Below are 19986 nucleotides of genomic sequence, written 5' to 3'. Positions count from 1 at the left end.
AAGCTGGTTTTGACTTTTCAATCAAATCGGCGCAAACAAAATTATACGTCGAATCAATGGCTTGCGCATTCGTCATGCAAATGCCGGCAGGCAATGGACCAAGTCAGTTGTATTTGCACAAATTTATTAATTCAAAATTAACATTTCTTGCCCTTGCCCGGGTCGATTTGAATCATCGCGGCACATATCCTGTACATCCAGAGCCCTATCGCATGCGGAGTGCGGCCGCTAAGCTGGCGACATATTCACTCAGGGAGCCACCATGCCACATCCGACCATGCGCGCCATCAGCGGCGCAGCCGCCACCAAGACCTTGAACGCGAAAAGCGCGGCATTGATCGTGATCGATTTTCAACTGGAGTATTTCGACGGAGGCCAGCTGTTCATTCCCGACGGGGCCTCCGCAATGGCATATGCCAGACGTTTGATCGACTTCGCGGATGCGCATGGGATGCCGGTCTTTCATGTCCAGCATCTGGGTCCGGCCGGGGGACCGCTGTTTGCAAAGGATGGCGACACAGTTGCTTTCCATCCCGAGATGACTCCCGGTCCGCGGCATGTCGTGGTTCAGAAGACCACCGCCAGCAGTTTCGCCAGCACCGACCTGCACGCGCAATTGCAGGCGCACGGAATCAGGACGCTCGTCATCTGCGGCTTGATGACGCATATGTGCGTCTCGACCACGGCACGCGATGCACGCCCGCTCGGCTACCAAGTGTTGGTGCCGGGCGACGCCTGCGCTACGCGCGACATCGACGCATGGGACGGCGGCGTCGTGGACCATGCGACGCTGCATAGGGTGGCCCTGACCGAGGTATCCGACAGTTTTGCGGAAGTTTTGCCGACTGCAGCGATCACTGCGCTCACCGTGCAGGAATGAAAGGATCATCATGCCACTCGTCACCCTCACCACCCGCAAGGGAAAATCGCGCGATTTCAAATCATCGGTGCTGAATGGCGTGCATGCGGCGCTGGTCGCGTCCGGCATTCCCGCAACGGACCGCTTTCAGCGCGTGCTGGAATTGGACGCGGAGGATTTTGTATTCGATCCGCACTATCCGGATGCCGGCTCCGCTCGCACGGAGGATTTTGTGTTGATCGAAATTCTGTTGTCCTTCGGACGCAGCGTCAAGGTGAAGAAGAAAATCCTCGCCGATATCACCGCGCACCTGTCCGACGAACCAGGTATCGACCCGGAAAACGTGATGGTGTGTTTCAAGGAAACCGCCTGGGAGAACTGGTCGTTCGCGGGCGGCCGCCAGATTCACGTCTAGCTGAAACGCCCACCCTCGAGCGGGAATCCTTTGAGGAATTCCGCCGCGGGCAAACGCTTGCCGCCCGGCTTCTGCAATTCACGCACGCGCAGCGCCCCCGAACCGCAGGCGATCAGGACGCCGTCCTGCGCATTCGCGGCCAATACCTGGCCGGGCACGGCGCTGGAGTCGGTCGAGGCAAGTTCGGCGCGCCAGAATTTGACCGGGACGCCGTTGAATGTCGCGTATGCTCCCGGGAAGGGATTGAATGCACGGATCCGGCGCCACAACACCTCCGCAGGCTGCGTCAGATCGAGCGCAGCCTCTTCCTTCGCAATCTTCGCCGCGTAGGTAACGCCCTCTTCCGGCTGCGGCACGGCCGTCAGCGCACCCCGCTCCAGCTTGCGCATCGCATCGACGATCATTTTGCCGCCGAGCTCGGCAAGCTTGTCGTGCAAGCTTGCGGTCGTGTCCTCAGCGCCGATGGCAATGCGCTCCATCGAAAGCATCGGTCCGGTATCCAGCCCTTCTTCCATCTGCATGATGGTGACGCCGCTCTCCGCATCGCCCGCTTCGATGGCACGGTGGATCGGCGCGGCGCCACGCCAGCGCGGAAGCAATGAGGCGTGGATATTGATGCAGCCGTACTTCGGAATTTCCAGGACGCTGCGCGGCAGGATCAGGCCGTAAGCGGCGACCACCATCACGTCATGCGGTGTGGCATGCAGCAAGGCGTGCGCCTCTTCCGCGATATCGGGATATTTGCCGTTGAGGCGCAGCGACACCGGTTGCGCAACCGGGATGTCGTGCGCGACCGCGAATTGCTTGACCGGCGATGCGTGCAATTGCATGCCGCGACCGGCGGGCCTGTCCGGCTGGGTCAGGACGAGAGGAATGTCGAAGCCGGCGTCATACAAGGACTTCAGCGCGACGGCGGCAAATTCCGGCGTGCCGGCAAAGAGGATTTTCATGGTTATTGATCTTGTTGCTGCCCGGGTGGATGGGCGAAAACCCTGAAGGAAACATCAGGCGAAAAATATCGCCGGTTCAGCGGACGGCGGCGACGGCCTTTTTCTTCTCGCGCTCCATTTCCCGCTCTTCCTTCAAGAGCTTGGTCTTGATCCGGTTGCGCTTGAGCGGCGACAGGTACTCAACGAACACCTTGCCCTTGAGATGATCCATTTCATGCTGGATACATACCGCCAGCAGTCCCTCGGCATCGACTTCGAAGGATTTCCCATCCAGATCGAGCGCCTTTACCTTCACGCGGGCCGGACGTTCGACGCCGTCGTAGATACCAGGCACCGACAGGCAGCCTTCGTCATACACCTGCTTCTCTTCACTGGCCCAGATGATCTCCGGGTTGATGAAAACGCGCAGGTCGTCGTGCGTTTCGGAGGTGTCGATCACGACCAGTTGCTCATGAACATCGACCTGAGTCGCGGCAAGGCCGACCCCAGGCGCGGCATACATGGTTTCGGCCATGTCGGCGGCAAGCCTCTTCAGCCGATCATCGAAAACGGTTACCGGCTTGGCAATCTTGTGCAGGCGCGGGTCGGGATAACGCAGAATATTTAGTAATGACATACGGCTTTTGTGCAACAAACCAACGGTATAAGAGCGTCGTTTCTCTTGCTAGTTCAAGGATTTATGTGCAGAATTTGATTCAATTTGACAAGTTTTGCCATGCAGTTATTTATATGCTGGCAACATGCTGTGGCAGTCATTATTGTCTGTATTCGAGCCACATTCACCGGACAGATCATGAAAAAGTTTAGCACAGCCGCCCTTATCCTCGCTCTGGCATCCGCCTTCAACAGCTTTGCGGCATCCGGCGAGGAAGCCACGCATTCGCCGCGCTGTGCTTTTCTGCCCAACGCACCTGACCAGCACACCGTCGTGCGCGGCGACACCTTGTGGGGCATTTCCGGCAAGTTCCTGCAGCATCCATGGTGCTGGCCACAGGTCTGGGGCATGAACAAGGAACAGATTCGCAATCCGCACTGGATTTATCCCGGCCAGATCGTTTATTTCGACCGCGTCGCGGGTCGCTTGCGGCTTGGAACGCCGGTTGGCGGCGGTGCCGGCGCGACTGCGGATAGCCGCGGCGTGCCCACCGTCCGGCTGGAACCGCAATTGCGTACTGAAGGATTGGGCCAGGAAGCTGTGCCCGCCATTCCTTCGAACGCCATCGAACCCTTCCTGTCGCAGCCGCTGGTGATTGCGGAAGATGAACTGGACACCGCGCCGCGCATCATCGCGACCCAGGAAGGCCGGGTCATGCTGGGCAAGGACGACAAGGCCTATGTCCGCGGTGAACTTGGCGCAGGCACTTCCTTCCAGGTATTCCGTCCCGGCACCGCGCTGAAGGACCCGGATACCAACAAGGTGATTGCACATGAAGCAGCATATCTGGGCACCATCAAGCTCGAACGGCCGGCGCAAGCCGCGGACGAAGCGCATGTGTTCAGGGTTGTTTCCGTCAAGCAGGAAATGGGGATCGGCGATCGATTGCTGCCGGTACCGCCCACGCCGATTCTGAACTATGTACCGCACCCGCCGGAACATCTGGTGAATGCACGCATCGTGTCGGTCTATGGCGGCGTGTCGCAAGCCGGCCAGAACCAGATCGTCGCGATCAATCGCGGCAAGAAGGATGGCATGGACCTCGGCACGGTGCTGGAACTCTATCGCTACGGAAAAGTCGTGGCGGACCGCACCGACAAGGCGTCGTTCTGGGCCTTCGGCTCCTTCGGCCGTCCGAAAGTGAAACTGCCTGATACCCAGTACGGCAGCCTCTTCATCTTCCGTGCGTTCGAGAATATTTCGTACGGTTTGGTCATGCAGGTGACAGACACCGTGCAAATCGGCGATATTGCGAAATCGCCTGAATAATCCTCTTCCGCTTTAAATGACGCAACATGATTGGGCGCAGGATCTTGCGCCGTGGATCCGGCTTGAACAGATTCCCGGCGTGGGCCCGGAGACTGCCCGCAAATTACTGAATACCTTTGGCTTGCCGGAGAATATTTTCTCGGCGAGCTTTTCTGCCTTGCAAAAAGTCGTTTCCGAACGCATTGCGCAAGCGCTGCTCGCCCCGCCCTCCGATGAGGCGTCCGCATTAATCGACAAGACGCTGACCTGGGCAGAGCAGCCGGGCAACCGCGTGTTGACACTGGCCGATGCGGATTATCCGAAAACCTTGCTGGACATTCCCGATCCGCCCCTGATCCTGTATGCAAAGGGGCGGATCGACTTGCTGCAGAACCGCTCACTCGCCGTCGTTGGCAGCCGCAACGCCACCACGCAAGGCGTGCTCAATGCAGAAAAGTTTTCCGAAGTATTGAGCCAGGCCGGCCTGACGATCATTTCCGGCATGGCACTGGGAATCGATACGGCGGCGCATCAAGGCAGCTTGCGAGGCGCGGGTTCGACCGTCGCGGTGATCGGCACCGGGGCCGACATCGTCTATCCGGCCCGCAATCGCACCCTTGCTCATCAGATCGCTGCCGAAGCTTGCATCATCAGCGAATATGCGCTCGGCACACCAGCCATCGCCTCCAATTTTCCGCGCCGCAACCGCATCATTTCCGGACTGGCACGCGGCGTGCTGGTGATCGAAGCGGCCGCGCAATCGGGTTCCCTGATCACGGCGCGCATGGCGGCTGAGCAGGGGCGCGAAGTATTCGCCATCCCCGGCTCGATCCATTCTCCACTCTCCAAGGGTTGCCATCTGCTGATCAAGCAAGGTGCGAAGCTGGTTGAGTCGGCGCAGGATGTGCTGGAGGAAATTCAGCACCATGACGTGCCGCTGCGTCCGACGCCGGCACCTTCACCTGCGGCCAAGGCGCCCGCGGCATCGCCAATCCTCGTCGCGATGGGTTTCGATCCGGTCGCTCCCGATGTTCTCGCTACACGCTGCGAGATTGATATTGCCGCTATCCATGCGCAATTGTTAACACTTGAACTCGACGGCTTGATCGAAATGCTTCCTGGCGGCATGGTACGTCGCCTCGCAACATCCTGACACCATTTGTTGCTGTCACCGTTCCGTTTTTCGGATATGCTGTAAAAAGAAGGGCTCGATGTACGTTGTACTGTCGCCGGCATGACACTATTTTTCTTGCTTGACATGGTGCCGCAGGTAAGGAAAACTGATTCACGAGAGTGTCATTTTTCGAATCCTGGTCGCGATGTCGCTTGCGGCATATCGACCTTCACGCTACAGTAAATCATGTTTGACGTTCTCGTTTACCTTTACGAAACCTATTATCGTCCCGACGCTTGCCCAGACGCAGATGCATTGGTCAAGAAGTTGTCCGCCGTCGGCTTTGAAGAAGATGAGATCTCCCAGGCGCTGGGATGGTTGACCGATCTCGCCGAAGCCACCAACGAATATTCCGACCGTTATCCGCAGCAAACGGCGTTTTCTTTCGGCATGCGCATTTATGCGCAGCGGGAACTTGACGTGCTGGGTACGGAAGCCGTTGGATTCCTGCAATTCCTGGAATCCGCCAAGATCATCGACCCGATGCAACGCGAGATCATTATCGAACGCGCATTGGCGGTCAGCGATTCGGAAGTGTCGCTCGACAAGATCAAGGTCATCGTTCTGATGGTGCTCTGGAGTCAAGGCAAGGAACCGGATGCCTTGATTTTCGATGAATTGTTCGCCGACGATGACGACGACGAACCGCGTCTCTTGCATTAGTTTATAGCGCAAATCTGCGCCAGTTGTCGAATCGCCAAGCTGTCTCGCTCTAGCGACTTGCCCGTCTCCTCCTTGCGGTTTTCGCCGCAACGCGCTTATCATTGGCCGCTAAATCCCCGGATCGTTGTTATATTAGTAGGAATTTCGTTTTAGCAACCTTGTCCGGCAGTACTCATACATTGCATTGCGCGCGCTTTGGCGCCACTTTCGAGATCCTGAAATATGACTAAGACCCTCATCATCGCAGAGAAGCCCTCTGTCGCGAACGATATCGCGAAGGCGCTCGGCGGCTTTACCAAGCACGATGAGTACTTTGAATCCGACGAGTACTTGCTGTCCTCCGCCGTCGGCCACCTGGTTGAAATCGCCGTACCGGAAGAATATGACGTCAAGCGCGGCAAATGGACGTTTACGCATTTGCCGATGATCCCGCCGCATTTCGCGCTGAATCCGATTGCCAAAACGGAATCACGTCTGAAAGTGCTGACAAAGCTGCTCAAGCGCAAGGATGTCACGGCCACCATCAACGCATGCGACGCGGGACGCGAGGGTGAGCTGATTTTCCGCCTGATCATGCAGTACGCGAAAGCCAAGCAACCGATCCGGCGTCTCTGGCTGCAGTCGATGACGCCCGCGGCCATCCGTGACGGGTTTGCGCGGCTGCGCGAAGACAAGGACATGCTGCCCCTGGCGGATGCCGCGCGCTGCCGCAGTGAAGCGGACTGGCTGATCGGCATCAACGGCACACGTGCGATGACAGCCTTCAATTCCAAGGAAGGTGGTTTCTATTTGACAACCGTCGGCCGGGTGCAGACCCCGACGCTGTCGATCGTGGTCGAGCGTGAAGAGAAGATCAAGGGCTTCGTGCCGCGCGATTATTGGGAAGTGCGTGCCGACTTCGTGTGCGCCGCCGGCATCTATGAAGGCCGCTGGCTCGACACGAAATTCAAGAAGGATGAAACCGACCCGGAAAAGCGGGCCGAGCGTCTGTGGAGCAAGGCAGCCGCCGAATCGATCGTCGCCGCCTGCCGCGGCAAGCAAGGCACGGTCACGGAAGAATCCAAGCCCGCGACCCAGATTTCTCCCGCCCTGTTCGACCTGACCAGCCTGCAGCGCGAGGCCAATGCACGCTTCGGCTTTTCCGCGAAGAACACGCTGGGACTGGCGCAAGCCCTGTATGAAAAGCACAAGGTACTGACCTATCCGCGTACCGATTCGCGTCACCTGCCGGAAGACTATATGAATACGGTCAAGGAGACGCTGGAAGTCGTTGCGGAAAACAACAACTACCATCAGTTCGCGAAGCAAATCCTGAACAAGAACTGGGTAAAGCCGAACAAGCGCATCTTCGACAACACCAAGATCAGCGACCACTTCGCCATCATCCCCACGCAACAGGCGCCGAAGAACCTGTCGGAGCCGGAACAGAAGCTGTACGACCTGGTGGTGCGCCGATTCCTGGCGGTGTTCTTCCCCGCTGCCGAATTCCTGGTAACGACGCGCTTCACGGAAGTTTCCGGCCATTCCTTCAAGACCGAAGGTAAGGTGATGACGAATCCGGGCTGGCTCGCCATCTACGGCAGGGAAGCGGCAAACGACGACGACAAGGAAAACGCGGGAACGCTGGTGCCGGTCGCCAAAGGCGAGAAGGTCCAGACCGACAAGATCACGGCCAACGGACTGGTGACCAAACCGCCGGCACGCTATACGGAAGCGACGCTGCTGTCGGCGATGGAAGGCGCCGGCAAGCTGGTCGAGGACGAAGATCTGCGCGAAGCAATGGCCGGCAAGGGCTTGGGGACGCCAGCCACGCGTGCGGCCATCATTGAAGGCTTGTTGAACGAGAAGTACCTGCTGCGCGAAGGCCGCGAGCTGATTCCGACGGCCAAGGCCTTCCAGTTGATGACATTGCTGCGCGGCCTCGGGGTCGACGAATTGACGCTGCCCGAGCTGACCGGCGAATGGGAATACAAGCTGGCGCAGATGGAGCGCGGCAAGATCAGCCGAGAAGAATTCATGCGCGAGATCGCGCAGATGACGCAGATCATCGTCAAGCGCGCCAAGGAATACAACAACGACACCATCCCCGGCGATTACGCGACGCTGAAGACGCCCTGCCCGAATTGCGGCGGCGTGGTGAAGGAAAACTATCGGCGCTTTGCCTGCACCAAGTGCGAGTTCTCGATCACCAAGATTCCCGGTAGCCGCCAGTTTGAAATCGCGGAAGTCGAGGAGTTGCTTGCCAAGCGCGAGATCGGTCCGCTACAGGGATTCCGTTCCAAGATGGGCCGCCCGTTTGCTGCCATCCTGAAGATCGTGCGCGACGAAGAGATCAAGAACTACAAGCTGGAGTTCGACTTCGGCCAGGGCCAGGAAGACGACGAGGACGGCGAAGGCGTCGATTTCTCCAACCAGACGCCGCTCGGCGCCTGCCCGAAATGCGGCAGCGGCGTGTACGAGATGGGCCTGGCCTATGTCTGCGAGAAGACCGTCGCCAAGCCGAAGGCCTGCGACTTCCGCAGCGGGCGCATCATCCTGCAGCAGGAAATCGTGCCCGAACAAATGGCCAAGCTGCTCAACGAAGGTCGCACGGACCTGCTGCCCGGGTTCATTTCGCAACGTACCCGCCGCCCGTTCAAGGCCTTCCTGGTGAAGGACAAGAATGGCAAGGTGAGCTTCGAGTTCGAAGAGCGCAAGGCCAAGGTGCCGGCGAAGGGCAAGGCGGCCGCCACGGAAGAGGCGCAGGAAGAAGCACCGAAAAAGGCCGCGGCGAAAGCAGCAACAAAGACGGCAACGAAAACAGCGGCCAAGCCGGCTGTGAAAAAAGCTGCAGCGAAAAAGAGCGCAACCAAGAAAGCCGCCTGAGGCTTGCGCCATGTACGTCGCGCCGTGAGGCGCGGCGAAGAATCAGGAGCCCGCGATGAACGAGATGATTGAAAGCAGCCCGAGCAAGGACGAATGCAATCTCGCGATGCTGGCGCATCTGCTGGGCGTCTTCACCGGCTTTGTCGGCGCGCTGGTTCTCTGGCTGGTGAAAAGGGATGAAGCGGGTTTTGTCGCGCAAGAGGCACGAGAAGCGCTGAACTTTCAGATCACGGTCGCGATTGCCCTTGCCGCGAGCGTGATGCTCAAGCTGATCCTGATCGGCTTCCTGCTGTTCCCGCTGATCTTTCTCGCGAACTTCATCTTCAGCATCCTCGGCGCCGTCTCGGCGGCCAAGGGGAAGCATTACCGCTATCCGATTGCGCTACGCCTCGTAAGCTGATCCTCTAACAAGCTGCTAACGCCGCGCTTGCGGTTCAAGGCCCTCATAGCGCGGACAATCGTCATCCATTGCCGCCCACGCCGGCAGCTTCGTCGCGAAGATATGTGCGGCCGGGCGCGCGTCAGTCGGCGTATCAATTGTTCCCATGCGCAGCCGCAACACATCCGGCGAGCCATCGCGGCGTGAATACAACGGCGTTCCGCAGCGACTGCAGAAGGCACGCATCTTTCCGGGCGAGGATGCATACTCGGTGATCAGGCCCTGCCCCTGCAGCCACTGAAGGCGCGCCGCGTCGATCGGCGCGGCCACCACGGAGGTGCTTCCCTGCGCCTTGCGGCAATCACTGCAATGACAGACGGTGATGGTGCTAAATTCACCTTCGTAGCGATAGCGCACGCCACCGCATAAGCAACTTCCTTCGATCATGTTCTTCCTTTCCTGAAAAGCGCAGCACGATTCCCGTTTGGAAATGTCCGCCGGAACTCAACCCGGAGAGCAACAGTCGAACCGGGTACGCATCACTTTATTTACAAGTTTCGACCCGATCTTCCGGAGGGCAAGATGAGTACATGCAAGCTGATGTCAATTGCCAGCGCATTGACGATGGCAACAGTTCTGTCCGCCTGCGGCAGCACGCCGACGCACCAACAGGTAGGCATAGGCACGGGCGCGGTGCTAGGCGGTGTCGCAGGTCATGTCCTGACTGACAGCACGGTAGGTACGGTCGGCGGCGCGGCGGTCGGCGGACTGATCGGCAACGAAGTCACCAAGCCGAAGAAATAAGTCAATCCTTCCCGGCGAGCACGTCCGGCTCGAAGAAGCACCACTTGGCCTGCGGCCACTTGCGCTGGAGACTTTCTTCCACCACGTTGATTGCATCGACCAGCGCGGCATCGGATGCCTGCTGCCGCATTTTGGCTTGCACGGCGATCATCAACTGCTCGCCCCATTGCAGCGTGATCAGGTTAATCACGTGCTCGACTTCGGGATGGCTTTCGATATGCGACTTGATGGCGGCATGCACTTCGGGCGCAGCGGATTCGCCGGTAATCATCGCCTTCACTTCGCGCACGATGAAGATCGCGACGATCATCAGCAGGACGCCGACCGCGATCGATCCGACTGCATCCCAGACCGGATTGCCGGTGACGACAGCCAGCAGCACGGCGATGAAGGCGAAGCTCAGGCCGGCGAGCGCGGCGATGTCTTCGCCGGCCACCACCATCAGTTCTGACTGACGCGTTTCGCGGAACCATTTCGCGAAGGATTTCCCGTGCGAGATCTTGCGTATCTCCTTCATCGCGCCATAGAGCGAAAAACCTTCCAGCACCACGGAGATGCCGAGCACCGCCAAGGCAACGACAGGACTGCTCAGGGGTTCGGGATGCTTCAGGTGCCCGATGCCTTCCATGACCGAAAACGCGCCGCCGAGGAAGAACAGCAGCAGCGCGACCATCATCGCCCAGAAGTAGACCACGCGACCGTAACCCATCGGATGCAGTTCATCGACGGGCTTCTTCGCTTCCTTGAGGCCGATCAGCAGGAAGACTTGATTGGTGCAATCGGCCAGCGAGTGAATCGACTCGGCCAGCATGGCCCCCGATCCCGTATAGAGAGATGCGGCGAACTTGGCGATCGCGATGCCGCCGTTGGCACCGAGCGCATAAAAAATCGCTTTGGTAGAACCGTCGGAATGGGAAGACATGGGATTATCAAAAAGAAAATGACGGCGTCACATTACTTGCTGTTTCGATTGCACGCAAGTTTTTCTCCTGCGCAGGAATACATGGGGGAACAAGTGCGATGCTGCACGCTTGCAGCGGGCGAGAAATTTCCTTCACACAGTGGCTCTCCGGTAATGTGCAACACGATGTATCAGGCCGAAGCTATGCCGGAACTTTCGCTTAATGAAAGATTCTACTCACTCGCATGCATGCAATTTTGGCATGATGGGTATCTCATGTCGCTTCTCACGCTTTCAGCGAATCAGCACGATTTCTTAAGGAGAATTCTTATGATGAAATGGACCATCCCTTTGGCATGCGCTCTGGCACTCTCGGCATGCGGCACTACTGGCACGGGAACCACATCCGGCTCGTCTTCCGGCATGGGCTCAGGCTCGGGATCCGCTACCGGCACCATGTCCACGCCAAGCTCCGGCGCATCGGGCAGCTACGGTTCCGGCGCCAGCGGCACGTCCAGCACCAGCCCTGGCTCGTCCAGTTCCTCGCCAAACTCGCCAAGCCCAAGCAGCAATTCCGGCACCCCCCTGCCGACTACGCCGACGCCAGGCTCGTCGTCGTCGAGCGGTTCGACGGACATGTCCGGCACTTCGGGCACCTCGAGCAGCTCGGGTACAAGCGGCTCGACCGGATCATCGACCTCCGGTTCCACATCGAAGTAATCACCCCTGGCAGTGCGCTTCGCGGCGGTGCGCCGATCGCGTGGCTCACTGCTAATTCTTGCAAGAGAGGGCACTGACGCGTGCCATCCTTCTTGCGGGCTGCCTCTGTTTTATTTTCACGCCCCCCTTTTCCAGCGCGAGCAAAAATCGCTTGCGCTCCAGTCCTCCTGCATAGCCGGACAAGCCTCCGGAACTGCCGAGCACGCGGTGACAAGGCACGATGATCGAGACCGGGTTGCGTCCGATGGCCGTGCCCGCGGCACGTATCGCTTTCGGATTGGCGACGCGCTGCGCGACATCCTGGTAAGTGCTCGTGCTGCCGTAAGGCAGTTCGCGTAATACTTGCCATACCATCTGCTGGAAGGCGGTACCGTGCAGGTCAAGTGCGAGATCGAATGCGCTGCGCTTGCCGGCGAAATACTCGTCGAGCTGGGCGCAGGCATCGCGCAGATGCGGATGCCGGTCATCGCGTGTCCAGCCCAGCGGGCCGCTGAAGTATTTGTGCTCGTCGAAATACAGGCCGGCAAGGCCTGCGTCGCTTGCGGCAAGCAGCAAGGTGCCGAGCGGACTGGGATGTTCGGTGTAATACATCATGATCAAGCCATCCATAATGCGAGTGCCGCGTAGCCGCGCCATGGCGACCATGCGAGGGCGCGTGCGGCGAGTTGTTTTTCGGTGAGACGCGCGCCATCGCCGGCGGCGGCTTTTTGCAGGCCGAGATCGCCGGCGGGGAATGCGTCGGGAAAGCGCAATGCGCGCAGCGCGATGTAGTGCGCGGTCCAGTCGCCGATGCCGCGTACGGTTTTCAGTCGGGCGACGGCCTCGTCGAGCGGCAGCCCCGGCGGCATGTGCAATCCGCCCTGCGCGGCGAACTGCGCGAGATTGCCTATCGTTTGCGCACGTGTCTGCGGCAAGCCGATCGCGGCAATGTCAGCGGACTCCAATGCGGCGAGATCTTCGGCAAGCGGAAAGTGATAGGACACCGACGCATACGGCGTCACAACCGGTTTGCCGAAGCGTTGCACCAATCTTCCCGACAAGGTCGTTGCGCCCGCGACGCTGACTTGCTGGCCGAGCACCGCGCGCACCGCCAGTTCGAAGGCATCGAATGCGCCCGGCACGCGCAGGCCGGGCAGCGCATCGATGCGTGGCGCGAGCAAGGCATCCTGGCGCAGATGTTCTTCGATCTGCGACGGATTGGCGTCGAGGTCGAACTGGCTGCGCACGCGTGCGAGCAGCGGCATCAGCACCGGCGACAGCGACGGCGCCGCTTCCAGTTCGAGCTGTCGCCGGTCGGGCAGATGCGTCACCCGCAGCCAGCCTTCGACCTGGCCGATGCGCACGCTGCGCAGATAAGCGCCCTGCGGGTGATCATCCAGCACCGCTTCCACCGAGCGAATCGCTCGCCCAGACAAGTAGCGCAAGATCCGCGGCCAGTCGAACGGCGGCCGGTAGGCCAGGCGCAGCTTCAGCGCGTCCGGTGTTTCGACGCTGTCTTTTTCGGGAGTCCGCCGAATCGCCGTCGGCGCGATGCCGTAGCGCGCTGCGAACAAAGCGTTGAAGCGCCGCACGCTGCCAAATCCTGCAGCGTAGGCGATATCCGCCATCGGCAAGCGGGTTTCCTGCAACAGTTTTTTCGCGAACAAGAGCCGCTGCGTTTGCGCCAGTTCGACCGGCGTCACGCCGAAATGCTGCAACAGCACACGGCGCAACTGGCGCGAAGACAGGCCGACCTCTTGCGCCAGCCGTTCGACATCACCGTCGTTGAGCGCGCCGGCGGCAATGCGTTGCCAGACCGCGTGCGCCAGGTTTTGCTGCAAGGCATAGGGCGCGAGTTCCGGGCGACAGCGCAGGCAGGGACGGAAGCCGGCGGCTTCGGCGGCGGCCGCGGAGCTGAAGAACCGGCAGGAAGATTCACGCGGGGTCTTCACCGTGCACACCGGGCGGCAGTAGATGCCGGTGCTCGTCACGCCGGTGAAGAAAACGCCGTCGAAGCGCGTGTCCTTCGCCGCCAGCGCGCGGTAGCAACTGGCGTGGTCCAGGGTCGTTATGCCGGCGACCGGCGTCATGTCGGGGCTGTTCATAACTCCTTTATACGCGCCGCTCCATTCGGCGTCTAGCCGTTTTCGGACATGAGTTTCCTTGATCAGGACATCCCGGTTTGATGCAGCGCATATCAACTGCACCCCGTATTTCTACTACTTTCCTGCGGTAAGCGCTTGGAGTAATCTGGCCAGAGCCAGATTTCTTATGTGTCGTCCACGGAGTTCTTCTCCAGCGTCCGGAATGTTGGGCGTGGTACGCGATGCAGTGGCAATCCGGTCCCAAAACAACCAACAAGAAGGATGAGACGCAATGAGACACCACCTGATGGCGGCGGTCGCCGCGCTATGCTGCACCACAGCACTCCACGCAAAAGACATCAAGATCGCGCACGTGTACGACAAGACCGGCGCGCTGGAAGCCTATGCGAAGCAGACGCAGATCGGCCTGATGATGGGACTGGATTACGCCACCAACGGCACCATGCAGGTCAACGGCAACAAGCTGGTCGTCATTGAAAAGGACAACCAGGGCAAGCCCGACGTGGGCAAGGCGCAGCTGGCTTCCGCCTTCGCCGACGACAAGGCCGACATCGCGGTCGGCCCGACCAGTTCCGGCGTGGCGCTGGCCATGCTGCCGGTGGCCGAAGAATACAAGAAGATCCTGCTGGTCGAACCGGCAGTGGCCGACGCCATCACCGGCGACAAGTGGAACCGCTACATCTTCCGCACCGGCCGCAACTCCTCGCAGGACGCGATTTCGAATGCGGTCGCGCTGGACAAGGAAGGCGTGTCGATCGCGACGCTGGCGCAGGACTATGCCTTCGGCCGCGATGGCGTGAAGGCGTTCAAGGAAGCCCTGAAGAAGGCCAAGGTGGTGCATGAGGAATACCTGCCGACCAATACCACCGACTTCACCGCCGGTGCGCAGCGCCTGTTCGATTCGCTGAAAGGCAAGCCGGGCCGCAAGGTGATCTTCATCATCTGGGCGGGCGCGGGCAATCCGTTCAAGATCGCCGACCTCGATCCGAAGCGCTATGGCATCGAAATCGCCACCGGCGGCAACATCCTGCCGGCGATGGCCGCGTACAAGAACTTCCCGGGCATGGAAGGCGCGACCTACTACTACTTCGCCATTCCGAAAAACCCGGCCAACAACTGGCTGGTCACCGAGCACTACAAGCGCTACAAGTCGCCGCCCGACTTCTTCACCGCAGGCGGCATGACGGCAGGCATCGCGCTGGTGGAAGCCTTGAAGAAGACCGGCGGCAACACCAACACCGAAAAACTGATCTCCACCATGGAAGGCATGAGCTTCGACACGCCCAAGGGCAAGATGATGTTCCGCAAGGAAGACCATCAGGCCATGCAGTCGATGTACCACTTCAAGATCAAGGTCGATCCGGCCATGCCTTGGGGCGTGCCGGACCTGGTGCGCGAGATCAAGATGGATGAGATGCAGATTCCGATCCGGAACAAGCGGTAATTTCTTCGCGTCGTCTTTTTTACTAATCTACTGTCGAGTAATCCGCGGCGAACCCCGTCCCCCTGCAAGGGGGCGGGGGTGCGTCGCTGCATTGCACTGACAGCGGAGGATCGCATGCCCCTGCACCACGCCGGTTCGCTCGAAACCCGCAATCTCACCATCCGCTTCGGCGGCCATGTCGCGGTCAATGCCGTGTCCTGCGCGTTTGCGCCAGGTACGCTGACGGCCATCGTCGGGCCGAACGGCGCCGGCAAGACGACCTATTTCAATCTGATCTCCGGCCAGCTCAAGGCCAGCGAAGGACAGGTGCTGCTGAACGGCCGCGATATCTCCGCGCTGTCCGCGTCGGCTCGCACTCAAGCAGGACTGGGCCGCGCGTTCCAGCTCACCAGCCTGTTTCCGAATCTGAGCGTGATGGAAAACGTGCGGCTTGCGCTGCAGTCGCGCAAGCACATCGGGCTGGATATGTGGAATGTGTGGAGCCATCATCGCGCTCTGATCGAGCGCGCGGAACAATTGCTGGAAAGCGTGGCCCTGTCCGCCAAGCGCGACATGCATGCGGCGGCGCTGCCGCACGGCGATCAGCGCAAGCTGGAGGTCGGCTTGCTGATGGCACTCGATCCCGAGGTCTACATGTTCGATGAACCGACCGCCGGCATGAGCGTGGACGAGGTGCCGGTCATCCTCGACCTGATCCGCGCACTGAAGGCGCGCCGCGACAAGACCATCCTGCTGGTCGAGCACAAGATGGACGTGGTGCGCGAACTGGCCGACCGCATCATCGTGCTGCACAACGGCACGCTGATGGCGGACGGCGATCCGGAAACGGTGATCGCCTCGCCGGTGGTGCAGCAAGCCTATCTCGGCCTGGCGCCAGTGGAGGATGCAGCATGAATGCACCGCTCTTGAAACTCGACGGCGTGCACACGCACATCGGCGCCTATCACATTCTGCATGGCGTCGATCTGGAGGTGCCGCGCGGCCAGCTGACCATGCTGCTCGGGCGCAATGGCGCGGGCAAGACCACCACGCTGCGCACCATCATGGGCTTGTGGCAGGCGTCGCAGGGACGCATCACGTTCGACGGCATGGACATCACGGCCAAGGCGACGCCGGACATTGCGCAGCTCGGCATCGCCTACGTGCCGGAGAACATGGGCATCTTCGCCGACCTGTCGGTAAAGGAGAACATGCTGCTCGCGGCGCGTTCGGCGCGTCGCGTCGAGGACATCGACGACAAGCGGCTGGAGTGGATTTTTTCGCTGTTTCCCGCGATGAAGAAATTCTGGCTGCATCCTGCCGGCAAGCTGTCCGGCGGGCAGAAGCAGATGCTGGCGGTGTCGCGCGCGATCGTGGAGCCGCGCAAGCTGCTCTTGATCGACGAGCCGAGCAAGGGTCTGGCGCCGGCCATCATCGCCAACATGATTGCGGCCTTTCGCGAACTGAAGCAGACCGATACGACCATCCTGCTGGTCGAGCAGAATTTCAATTTCGCCAAGCAGCTCGGCGACACGGTGGCAGTGATGGATGACGGCAGGATCGTGCATCGCGGCCTGATGCAGGAACTGGCGGAAGATGAGGAACTGCAGACGCGATTGCTGGGCTTGTCGCTGGCGGCGCACCATTAGATTGATTGGCAGGGTGCGCGCCCGACAAACTCAAGAACGCCCCCTTCCCCCTTGCAGTGGGAAGGTTGGGATGGGGGTAGAGTGCATGAATCCACTTCTGCGGTAGCTCAGTCTCACTACCCCCACCCTAGCCCTCCCCCTGCAAGGGGGAGGGAGCCGGTAGCCGATCATTTTTTCGAAGGACTACGAATGGCACAAGCATTAACACATTCCGCCGCACCACCCGCCGGCAAACAGATCGATTGGGCGCCGCTTGCGCTGGTGCCCGCGCTCGCGCTGGCCGCACTGCCCTTCGTCGGCTCCGCGCCTACCTGGGTCACGCTGACGGCAGCCGGGCTGGCGATGGGGATGATCATCTTCGTGATCGCCTCCGGCCTGACGCTGATCTTCGGCCTGATGGATGTGCTCAACTTCGGCCATGGCGTGTTCATCGCACTGGGCGCCTTCGTCGCCGTGTCAGTGATGGGCGCGCTGCCGGAGTGGTCGAATGCGGAAAGCCTGGCGCAGAATCTCGGTGCGCTCGGCGCGGCGATGCTGGTGGCGATGCTGGTGGCCGGTATCCTCGGCGCCATCTTCGAACGCGTGCTGGTGCGCGTGGTGTATGGCCAGCACCTGAAGCAGATCCTGATCACGATGGGCGGCATGGTGGTCGGCGAGGAATTGATCAAGGTGTTCTGGGGACCGCAGCAGATTCCGCTGCCGCTGCCGCCGTCGCTGCGCGGCTCGGTCTTTCTGGGCGATGCCGCGATCGAGAAATATCGCCTGATGGCGGTGGTGGTCGGCCTGATCGTGTTCGCCGCGCTGGTGCTGATCCTGAATCGCACCAAGCTCGGTCTGCTGATCCGCGCCGGCGTGCAGGATCGCGAAATGGTCGAGAGCCTCGGCTATCGTATCCGTCGCCTGTTCGTCGGCGTGTTCATCGCGGGTTCGGCACTGGCCGGACTCGGCGGCGTGATGTGGGGCCTGTATCAGCAGAACGTGATCCCGCAGATGGGCGCGCAAGTGAACGTGCTGATCTTCATCGTGATCATCATCGGCGGGCTCGGCTCGACGGCGGGCTGCTTCCTGGGCGCGCTGCTGGTCGGGCTGCTGGCCAATTACACCGGCTTCCTGGTGCCGAAGATCGCGCTCTTCTCCAACATTCTCCTGATGGTGGCCATCCTGCTGTGGCGTCCGCAGGGCGTTTATCCGGTGACCAACAAATGATGACGCGCCTCCTTTCCCATGATCTGCCGCGCAGCCGCGTGCTGGCGGTGATCCTGACCGTGATCGTGCTCGGACTGGCCTTCGCGCCCTTCCTGTTTCCCGGCGCGAAGTCGATGAACGTCGCGGCGAAGATCCTGATCTTCATCGTGCTGGTTGCGAGCTACGATTTGCTGCTCGGTTACACCGGTATCGTGTCCTTCGCGCATACGATGTTCTTCGGCATCGGCGCCTACGGCGTGGCCATTGCAAGCTCGCGCATGGGGCCGGGTTGGAGCAGTCTGTTGGTCGGCGTGCTGGGTGCGGTGGCGCTGTCGGTGCTGCTGTCGCTGGTGATCGGCCTGTTCTCGCTGCGGGTGCGCGCCATCTTCTACGCCATGATCACGCTGGCGGTCGCCTCCGCGTTCCAGACGCTGGCATCGCAGCTGTCCGAGATCACGGGCGGCGAGGACGGATTGAACTTCAAGCTGCCGGAGGTGCTCGCCCCTTCATTTCAACTCAGCGAAGATCCCTTTCTCGGCGCCTGGATGGATGGCCGGTTCATCACCTACTATCTGGTATTCGTCGCGGCGGTCATTCTCTTTCTCGCGATGCTGCGCGTCGTCAATTCACCCTTCGGCCATGTGCTGAAGGCAATCCGGGAAAACGATTTCCGCGCCGAGGCGATCGGCTATCGCATCGTGGTGTTCCGCACCTGGTCGAATGTGCTGGCGGCTGTGTTCGCCACGCTGGCAGGCTGTCTGCTCGCCATCTGGCTGCGCTACAACGGGCCGGATACCTCGCTGTCCTTCGAGATCATGATCGACATCCTGCTGATCGTGGTGATCGGCGGCATGGGCACGATGTATGGCGCGGTCTGCGGCGCGACGGTGTTCCTGCTGGCGCAGAGTTATCTGCAGGACCTGATGGCGCTGGCCGCGAATGCCACGCAGGCGGTGCCGGTCCTGTCCGCCCTGCTGTCGCCCGATCGCTGGTTGTTGTGGCTGGGCGTACTGTTTATCCTGTCGGTGTATTTCTTCCCGACCGGAATCGTCGGCAAACTTCGTACATGGAGGACGTAATGCTTCCTGCTTCTCATTACCTGCGCTGCTGTGACCGTGAAATCCATTATGTCGAATGGGGCGCGAAGGATGCGCCGCCGCTGATCATGTGGCACGGGCTGGCGCGCACCGGCCGCGATTTCGACGACATCGCGGCCGAACTCTCCGATACCTACCGCATCATCTGCCCCGACACCATAGGCCGCGGCCTGTCGCAATGGAGCCCGGACCCCGATGCGGAATACTGCCTCGCGTTCTATTCAAATATCGCACAAGCGCTGGTGGACCAGCTGGGCCTATCGCGCGTACGCTGGGTCGGCACCTCGATGGGCGCCGCGATCGGTACGGTGGCGGGCGCAAGCACATTGAAGGGCCGCATCAGCCACCTGGTGCTCAACGATAACGGCCCGTCGCTGGCCGCCGCCGCGATCGAGCGCATCAAGTCCTATGCAGGCAATCCGCCGCAATTCGACACAGTGTCGGAACTCGAAGGCTTTTTCCGCACGGTATACAAGCCCTATGGCTGGCAAAGCGATGCGCAATGGCGGCGCATGACGGAAACCTCCACGCGTCGCATGCCGAACGGCAAAGTGACGCCGCACTACGACCCCGCGATGGTGCGGCAGTTCATCGTGCATCCGAACGATTACGATCTGTGGAACGAATACGATGCCCTCGACATGCCGACGCTGGTGCTGCGCGGCGCGGAATCGGATCTGCTGCTGCAGGAGACGGCCGATGAAATGAAGCGGCGCGGGCCGAAGGCGCAGGTCGCGGTGATTCCCGATTGCGGGCACGCGCCTGCCTTGAACGTTCCCGAGCAAATTTCGCTGGTCCGAAACTTCCTCGCCGGCTGATTGTCGGCAAGCAAGCGGACCGTGGCCCGGAAGATCCGCCGGGCCACACGTTCTTTCTCTTTACGCTAAACTCGTCCGTTCCTCTTCTGTTCCGGCG

General features: G+C 60.5%; 21 protein-coding genes. 14 read left to right on the top strand and 7 right to left on the bottom strand.

The genetic code is table 11. The features are described from left to right. Window positions 1–262 precede the first annotated feature (262 nt). Together VJ651_RS20725 and VJ651_RS20720 are read left to right on the top strand one after the other, a co-directional pair. Window positions 263–880 (top strand): cysteine hydrolase family protein, encoded by a 618-nt coding sequence (locus VJ651_RS20725; RefSeq protein ID WP_324109247.1) that lies wholly within the window; start codon window positions 263–265, stop codon window positions 878–880. Between the two features lie 10 nt (window positions 881–890). Further along, entirely contained in the window at window positions 891–1274 is a 384-nt protein-coding gene (locus tag VJ651_RS20720; RefSeq protein WP_324109246.1) for a tautomerase family protein, read from the top strand. Here VJ651_RS20720 and fmt read toward each other — a convergent pair. Then, a complete protein-coding gene (fmt, locus tag VJ651_RS20715; protein WP_324109245.1) occupies window positions 1271–2224 on the bottom strand; it encodes a methionyl-tRNA formyltransferase in 954 nt (317 codons plus the stop codon). The two genes, VJ651_RS20720 and fmt, sit on opposite strands and share 4 nt — an antisense overlap. 76 nt (window positions 2225–2300) lie before the next feature. Then, a complete protein-coding gene (def, locus tag VJ651_RS20710) occupies window positions 2301–2840 on the bottom strand; it encodes a peptide deformylase (protein ID WP_324109244.1) in 540 nt (179 codons plus the stop codon). Window positions 2841–3017: 177 nt separating this feature from the next. Between def and VJ651_RS20705 the strand changes: the two genes are divergently transcribed. The 5 genes from VJ651_RS20705 to VJ651_RS20685 all read left to right on the top strand — a co-directional run bounded on the left by VJ651_RS20705 (window position 3018) and on the right by VJ651_RS20685 (window position 9229). Next, window positions 3018–4148, top strand: a complete 1131-nt coding sequence (locus tag VJ651_RS20705; protein ID WP_324109243.1) for a LysM peptidoglycan-binding domain-containing protein — start codon at window positions 3018–3020, stop codon at window positions 4146–4148. 16 nt (window positions 4149–4164) lie between these two features. Continuing rightward, on the top strand, window positions 4165–5280 hold the full coding sequence (dprA, locus tag VJ651_RS20700) for a DNA-processing protein DprA (RefSeq protein WP_324109242.1): 1116 nt from the start codon (window positions 4165–4167) through the stop codon (window positions 5278–5280). 207 nt (window positions 5281–5487) lie between these two features. Then, a complete protein-coding gene (locus VJ651_RS20695) occupies window positions 5488–5964 on the top strand; it encodes a DUF494 family protein (protein WP_136413748.1) in 477 nt (158 codons plus the stop codon). A 222-nt stretch (window positions 5965–6186) separates the two neighbouring features. Then, the gene (locus tag VJ651_RS20690) at window positions 6187–8829 is read left to right on the top strand and encodes a DNA topoisomerase III (RefSeq protein WP_324109241.1); all 2643 of its coding nucleotides are present in this window, start codon (window positions 6187–6189) and stop codon (window positions 8827–8829) included. 55 nt (window positions 8830–8884) lie between these two features. After that, a complete protein-coding gene (locus tag VJ651_RS20685; RefSeq protein WP_136413752.1) occupies window positions 8885–9229 on the top strand; it encodes a DUF4870 domain-containing protein in 345 nt (114 codons plus the stop codon). 15 nt (window positions 9230–9244) lie between these two features. Here the strand turns inward: VJ651_RS20685 and VJ651_RS20680 are convergent, their stop codons facing one another. Next, window positions 9245–9655 carry a GFA family protein gene (locus VJ651_RS20680; RefSeq protein WP_324109240.1) on the bottom strand — a complete coding sequence of 137 codons (411 nt, stop codon included), beginning with the start codon at window positions 9653–9655 and terminating at the stop codon, window positions 9245–9247. A 135-nt stretch (window positions 9656–9790) separates the two neighbouring features. On the opposite strand from VJ651_RS20680, the gene VJ651_RS20675 reads away from it, so the two are divergent. Then, window positions 9791–10012, top strand: a complete 222-nt coding sequence (locus VJ651_RS20675; protein WP_136413756.1) for a glycine zipper 2TM domain-containing protein — start codon at window positions 9791–9793, stop codon at window positions 10010–10012. 1 nt (window position 10013) lies between these two features. Here the strand turns inward: VJ651_RS20675 and VJ651_RS20670 are convergent, their stop codons facing one another. The 4 genes from VJ651_RS20670 to VJ651_RS20655 form a co-directional block, all read right to left on the bottom strand. Then, the gene (locus tag VJ651_RS20670; protein WP_324109239.1) at window positions 10014–10934 is read right to left on the bottom strand and encodes a cation diffusion facilitator family transporter; all 921 of its coding nucleotides are present in this window, start codon (window positions 10932–10934) and stop codon (window positions 10014–10016) included. Window positions 10935–11401: 467 nt separating this feature from the next. Further along, window positions 11402–11707, bottom strand: coding sequence for a hypothetical protein (locus tag VJ651_RS20665; RefSeq protein WP_324109238.1), 306 nt, complete (start codon window positions 11705–11707; stop codon window positions 11402–11404). Next, on the bottom strand, window positions 11685–12227 hold the full coding sequence (locus VJ651_RS20660; RefSeq protein ID WP_324109237.1) for a methylated-DNA--[protein]-cysteine S-methyltransferase: 543 nt from the start codon (window positions 12225–12227) through the stop codon (window positions 11685–11687). The genes VJ651_RS20665 and VJ651_RS20660 overlap by 23 nt, the downstream gene beginning before the upstream one ends. Window positions 12228–12229: 2 nt before the next feature. Next, window positions 12230–13717 carry a DNA-3-methyladenine glycosylase 2 family protein gene (locus VJ651_RS20655; RefSeq protein WP_324109236.1) on the bottom strand — a complete coding sequence of 496 codons (1488 nt, stop codon included), beginning with the start codon at window positions 13715–13717 and terminating at the stop codon, window positions 12230–12232. A gap of 286 nt (window positions 13718–14003) precedes the next feature. Here VJ651_RS20655 and VJ651_RS20650 point away from each other — a divergent pair, with 286 nt between their 5' ends. The 6 genes from VJ651_RS20650 to VJ651_RS20625 all read left to right on the top strand — a co-directional run bounded on the left by VJ651_RS20650 (window position 14004) and on the right by VJ651_RS20625 (window position 19889). Beyond that, complete coding sequence (locus tag VJ651_RS20650; protein ID WP_414691370.1) at window positions 14004–15161, top strand: substrate-binding domain-containing protein; 1158 nt, start codon at window positions 14004–14006, stop codon at window positions 15159–15161. Window positions 15162–15275: 114 nt separating this feature from the next. Beyond that, complete coding sequence (locus VJ651_RS20645) at window positions 15276–16055, top strand: ABC transporter ATP-binding protein (protein ID WP_324109234.1); 780 nt, start codon at window positions 15276–15278, stop codon at window positions 16053–16055. Beyond that, window positions 16052–16789 (top strand): ABC transporter ATP-binding protein, encoded by a 738-nt coding sequence (locus VJ651_RS20640; RefSeq protein ID WP_324109233.1) that lies wholly within the window; start codon window positions 16052–16054, stop codon window positions 16787–16789. The genes VJ651_RS20645 and VJ651_RS20640 overlap by 4 nt, the downstream gene beginning before the upstream one ends. Window positions 16790–16978: 189 nt before the next feature. After that, entirely contained in the window at window positions 16979–17995 is a 1017-nt protein-coding gene (locus VJ651_RS20635; RefSeq protein ID WP_324109232.1) for a branched-chain amino acid ABC transporter permease, read from the top strand. Continuing rightward, window positions 17992–19053 (top strand): branched-chain amino acid ABC transporter permease, encoded by a 1062-nt coding sequence (locus tag VJ651_RS20630; protein ID WP_324109231.1) that lies wholly within the window; start codon window positions 17992–17994, stop codon window positions 19051–19053. Before VJ651_RS20635 ends, VJ651_RS20630 begins: the two co-directional genes overlap by 4 nt. Then, window positions 19053–19889, top strand: coding sequence for an alpha/beta hydrolase (locus VJ651_RS20625; RefSeq protein WP_324109230.1), 837 nt, complete (start codon window positions 19053–19055; stop codon window positions 19887–19889). Before VJ651_RS20630 ends, VJ651_RS20625 begins: the two co-directional genes overlap by 1 nt. The last annotated feature ends 97 nt before the right edge of the window (window positions 19890–19986 follow it).

The organism is Noviherbaspirillum sp. (assembly GCF_035254865.1).
Classification (GTDB): Bacteria; Pseudomonadota; Gammaproteobacteria; order Burkholderiales; family Burkholderiaceae_D; genus Noviherbaspirillum.
This window is presented reverse-complemented; position numbering and strand designations above follow the sequence as displayed.

What these genes read in the sequence shown, in the direction of transcription:
- VJ651_RS20725 (WP_324109247.1), top strand. Translation starts at nt 263, where the DNA reads ATGCCACATCCGACCATGCGCGCCATCAGCGGCGCAGCCGCCACCAAG.
- VJ651_RS20720 (WP_324109246.1), top strand. Translation starts at nt 891, where the DNA reads ATGCCACTCGTCACCCTCACCACCCGCAAGGGAAAATCGCGCGATTTC.
- fmt (WP_324109245.1), bottom strand. Translation starts at nt 2,224, where the DNA reads ATGAAAATCCTCTTTGCCGGCACGCCGGAATTTGCCGCCGTCGCGCTG.
- def (WP_324109244.1), bottom strand. Translation starts at nt 2,840, where the DNA reads ATGTCATTACTAAATATTCTGCGTTATCCCGACCCGCGCCTGCACAAG.
- VJ651_RS20705 (WP_324109243.1), top strand. Translation starts at nt 3,018, where the DNA reads ATGAAAAAGTTTAGCACAGCCGCCCTTATCCTCGCTCTGGCATCCGCC.
- dprA (WP_324109242.1), top strand. Translation starts at nt 4,165, where the DNA reads ATGACGCAACATGATTGGGCGCAGGATCTTGCGCCGTGGATCCGGCTT.
- VJ651_RS20695 (WP_136413748.1), top strand. Translation starts at nt 5,488, where the DNA reads ATGTTTGACGTTCTCGTTTACCTTTACGAAACCTATTATCGTCCCGAC.
- VJ651_RS20690 (WP_324109241.1), top strand. Translation starts at nt 6,187, where the DNA reads ATGACTAAGACCCTCATCATCGCAGAGAAGCCCTCTGTCGCGAACGAT.
- VJ651_RS20685 (WP_136413752.1), top strand. Translation starts at nt 8,885, where the DNA reads ATGAACGAGATGATTGAAAGCAGCCCGAGCAAGGACGAATGCAATCTC.
- VJ651_RS20680 (WP_324109240.1), bottom strand. Translation starts at nt 9,655, where the DNA reads ATGATCGAAGGAAGTTGCTTATGCGGTGGCGTGCGCTATCGCTACGAA.
- VJ651_RS20675 (WP_136413756.1), top strand. Translation starts at nt 9,791, where the DNA reads ATGAGTACATGCAAGCTGATGTCAATTGCCAGCGCATTGACGATGGCA.
- VJ651_RS20670 (WP_324109239.1), bottom strand. Translation starts at nt 10,934, where the DNA reads ATGTCTTCCCATTCCGACGGTTCTACCAAAGCGATTTTTTATGCGCTC.
- VJ651_RS20660 (WP_324109237.1), bottom strand. Translation starts at nt 12,227, where the DNA reads ATGATGTATTACACCGAACATCCCAGTCCGCTCGGCACCTTGCTGCTT.
- VJ651_RS20655 (WP_324109236.1), bottom strand. Translation starts at nt 13,717, where the DNA reads ATGAACAGCCCCGACATGACGCCGGTCGCCGGCATAACGACCCTGGAC.
- VJ651_RS20650 (WP_414691370.1), top strand. Translation starts at nt 14,004, where the DNA reads ATGGCGGCGGTCGCCGCGCTATGCTGCACCACAGCACTCCACGCAAAA.
- VJ651_RS20645 (WP_324109234.1), top strand. Translation starts at nt 15,276, where the DNA reads ATGCCCCTGCACCACGCCGGTTCGCTCGAAACCCGCAATCTCACCATC.
- VJ651_RS20640 (WP_324109233.1), top strand. Translation starts at nt 16,052, where the DNA reads ATGAATGCACCGCTCTTGAAACTCGACGGCGTGCACACGCACATCGGC.
- VJ651_RS20635 (WP_324109232.1), top strand. Translation starts at nt 16,979, where the DNA reads ATGGCACAAGCATTAACACATTCCGCCGCACCACCCGCCGGCAAACAG.
- VJ651_RS20630 (WP_324109231.1), top strand. Translation starts at nt 17,992, where the DNA reads ATGATGACGCGCCTCCTTTCCCATGATCTGCCGCGCAGCCGCGTGCTG.
- VJ651_RS20625 (WP_324109230.1), top strand. Translation starts at nt 19,053, where the DNA reads ATGCTTCCTGCTTCTCATTACCTGCGCTGCTGTGACCGTGAAATCCAT.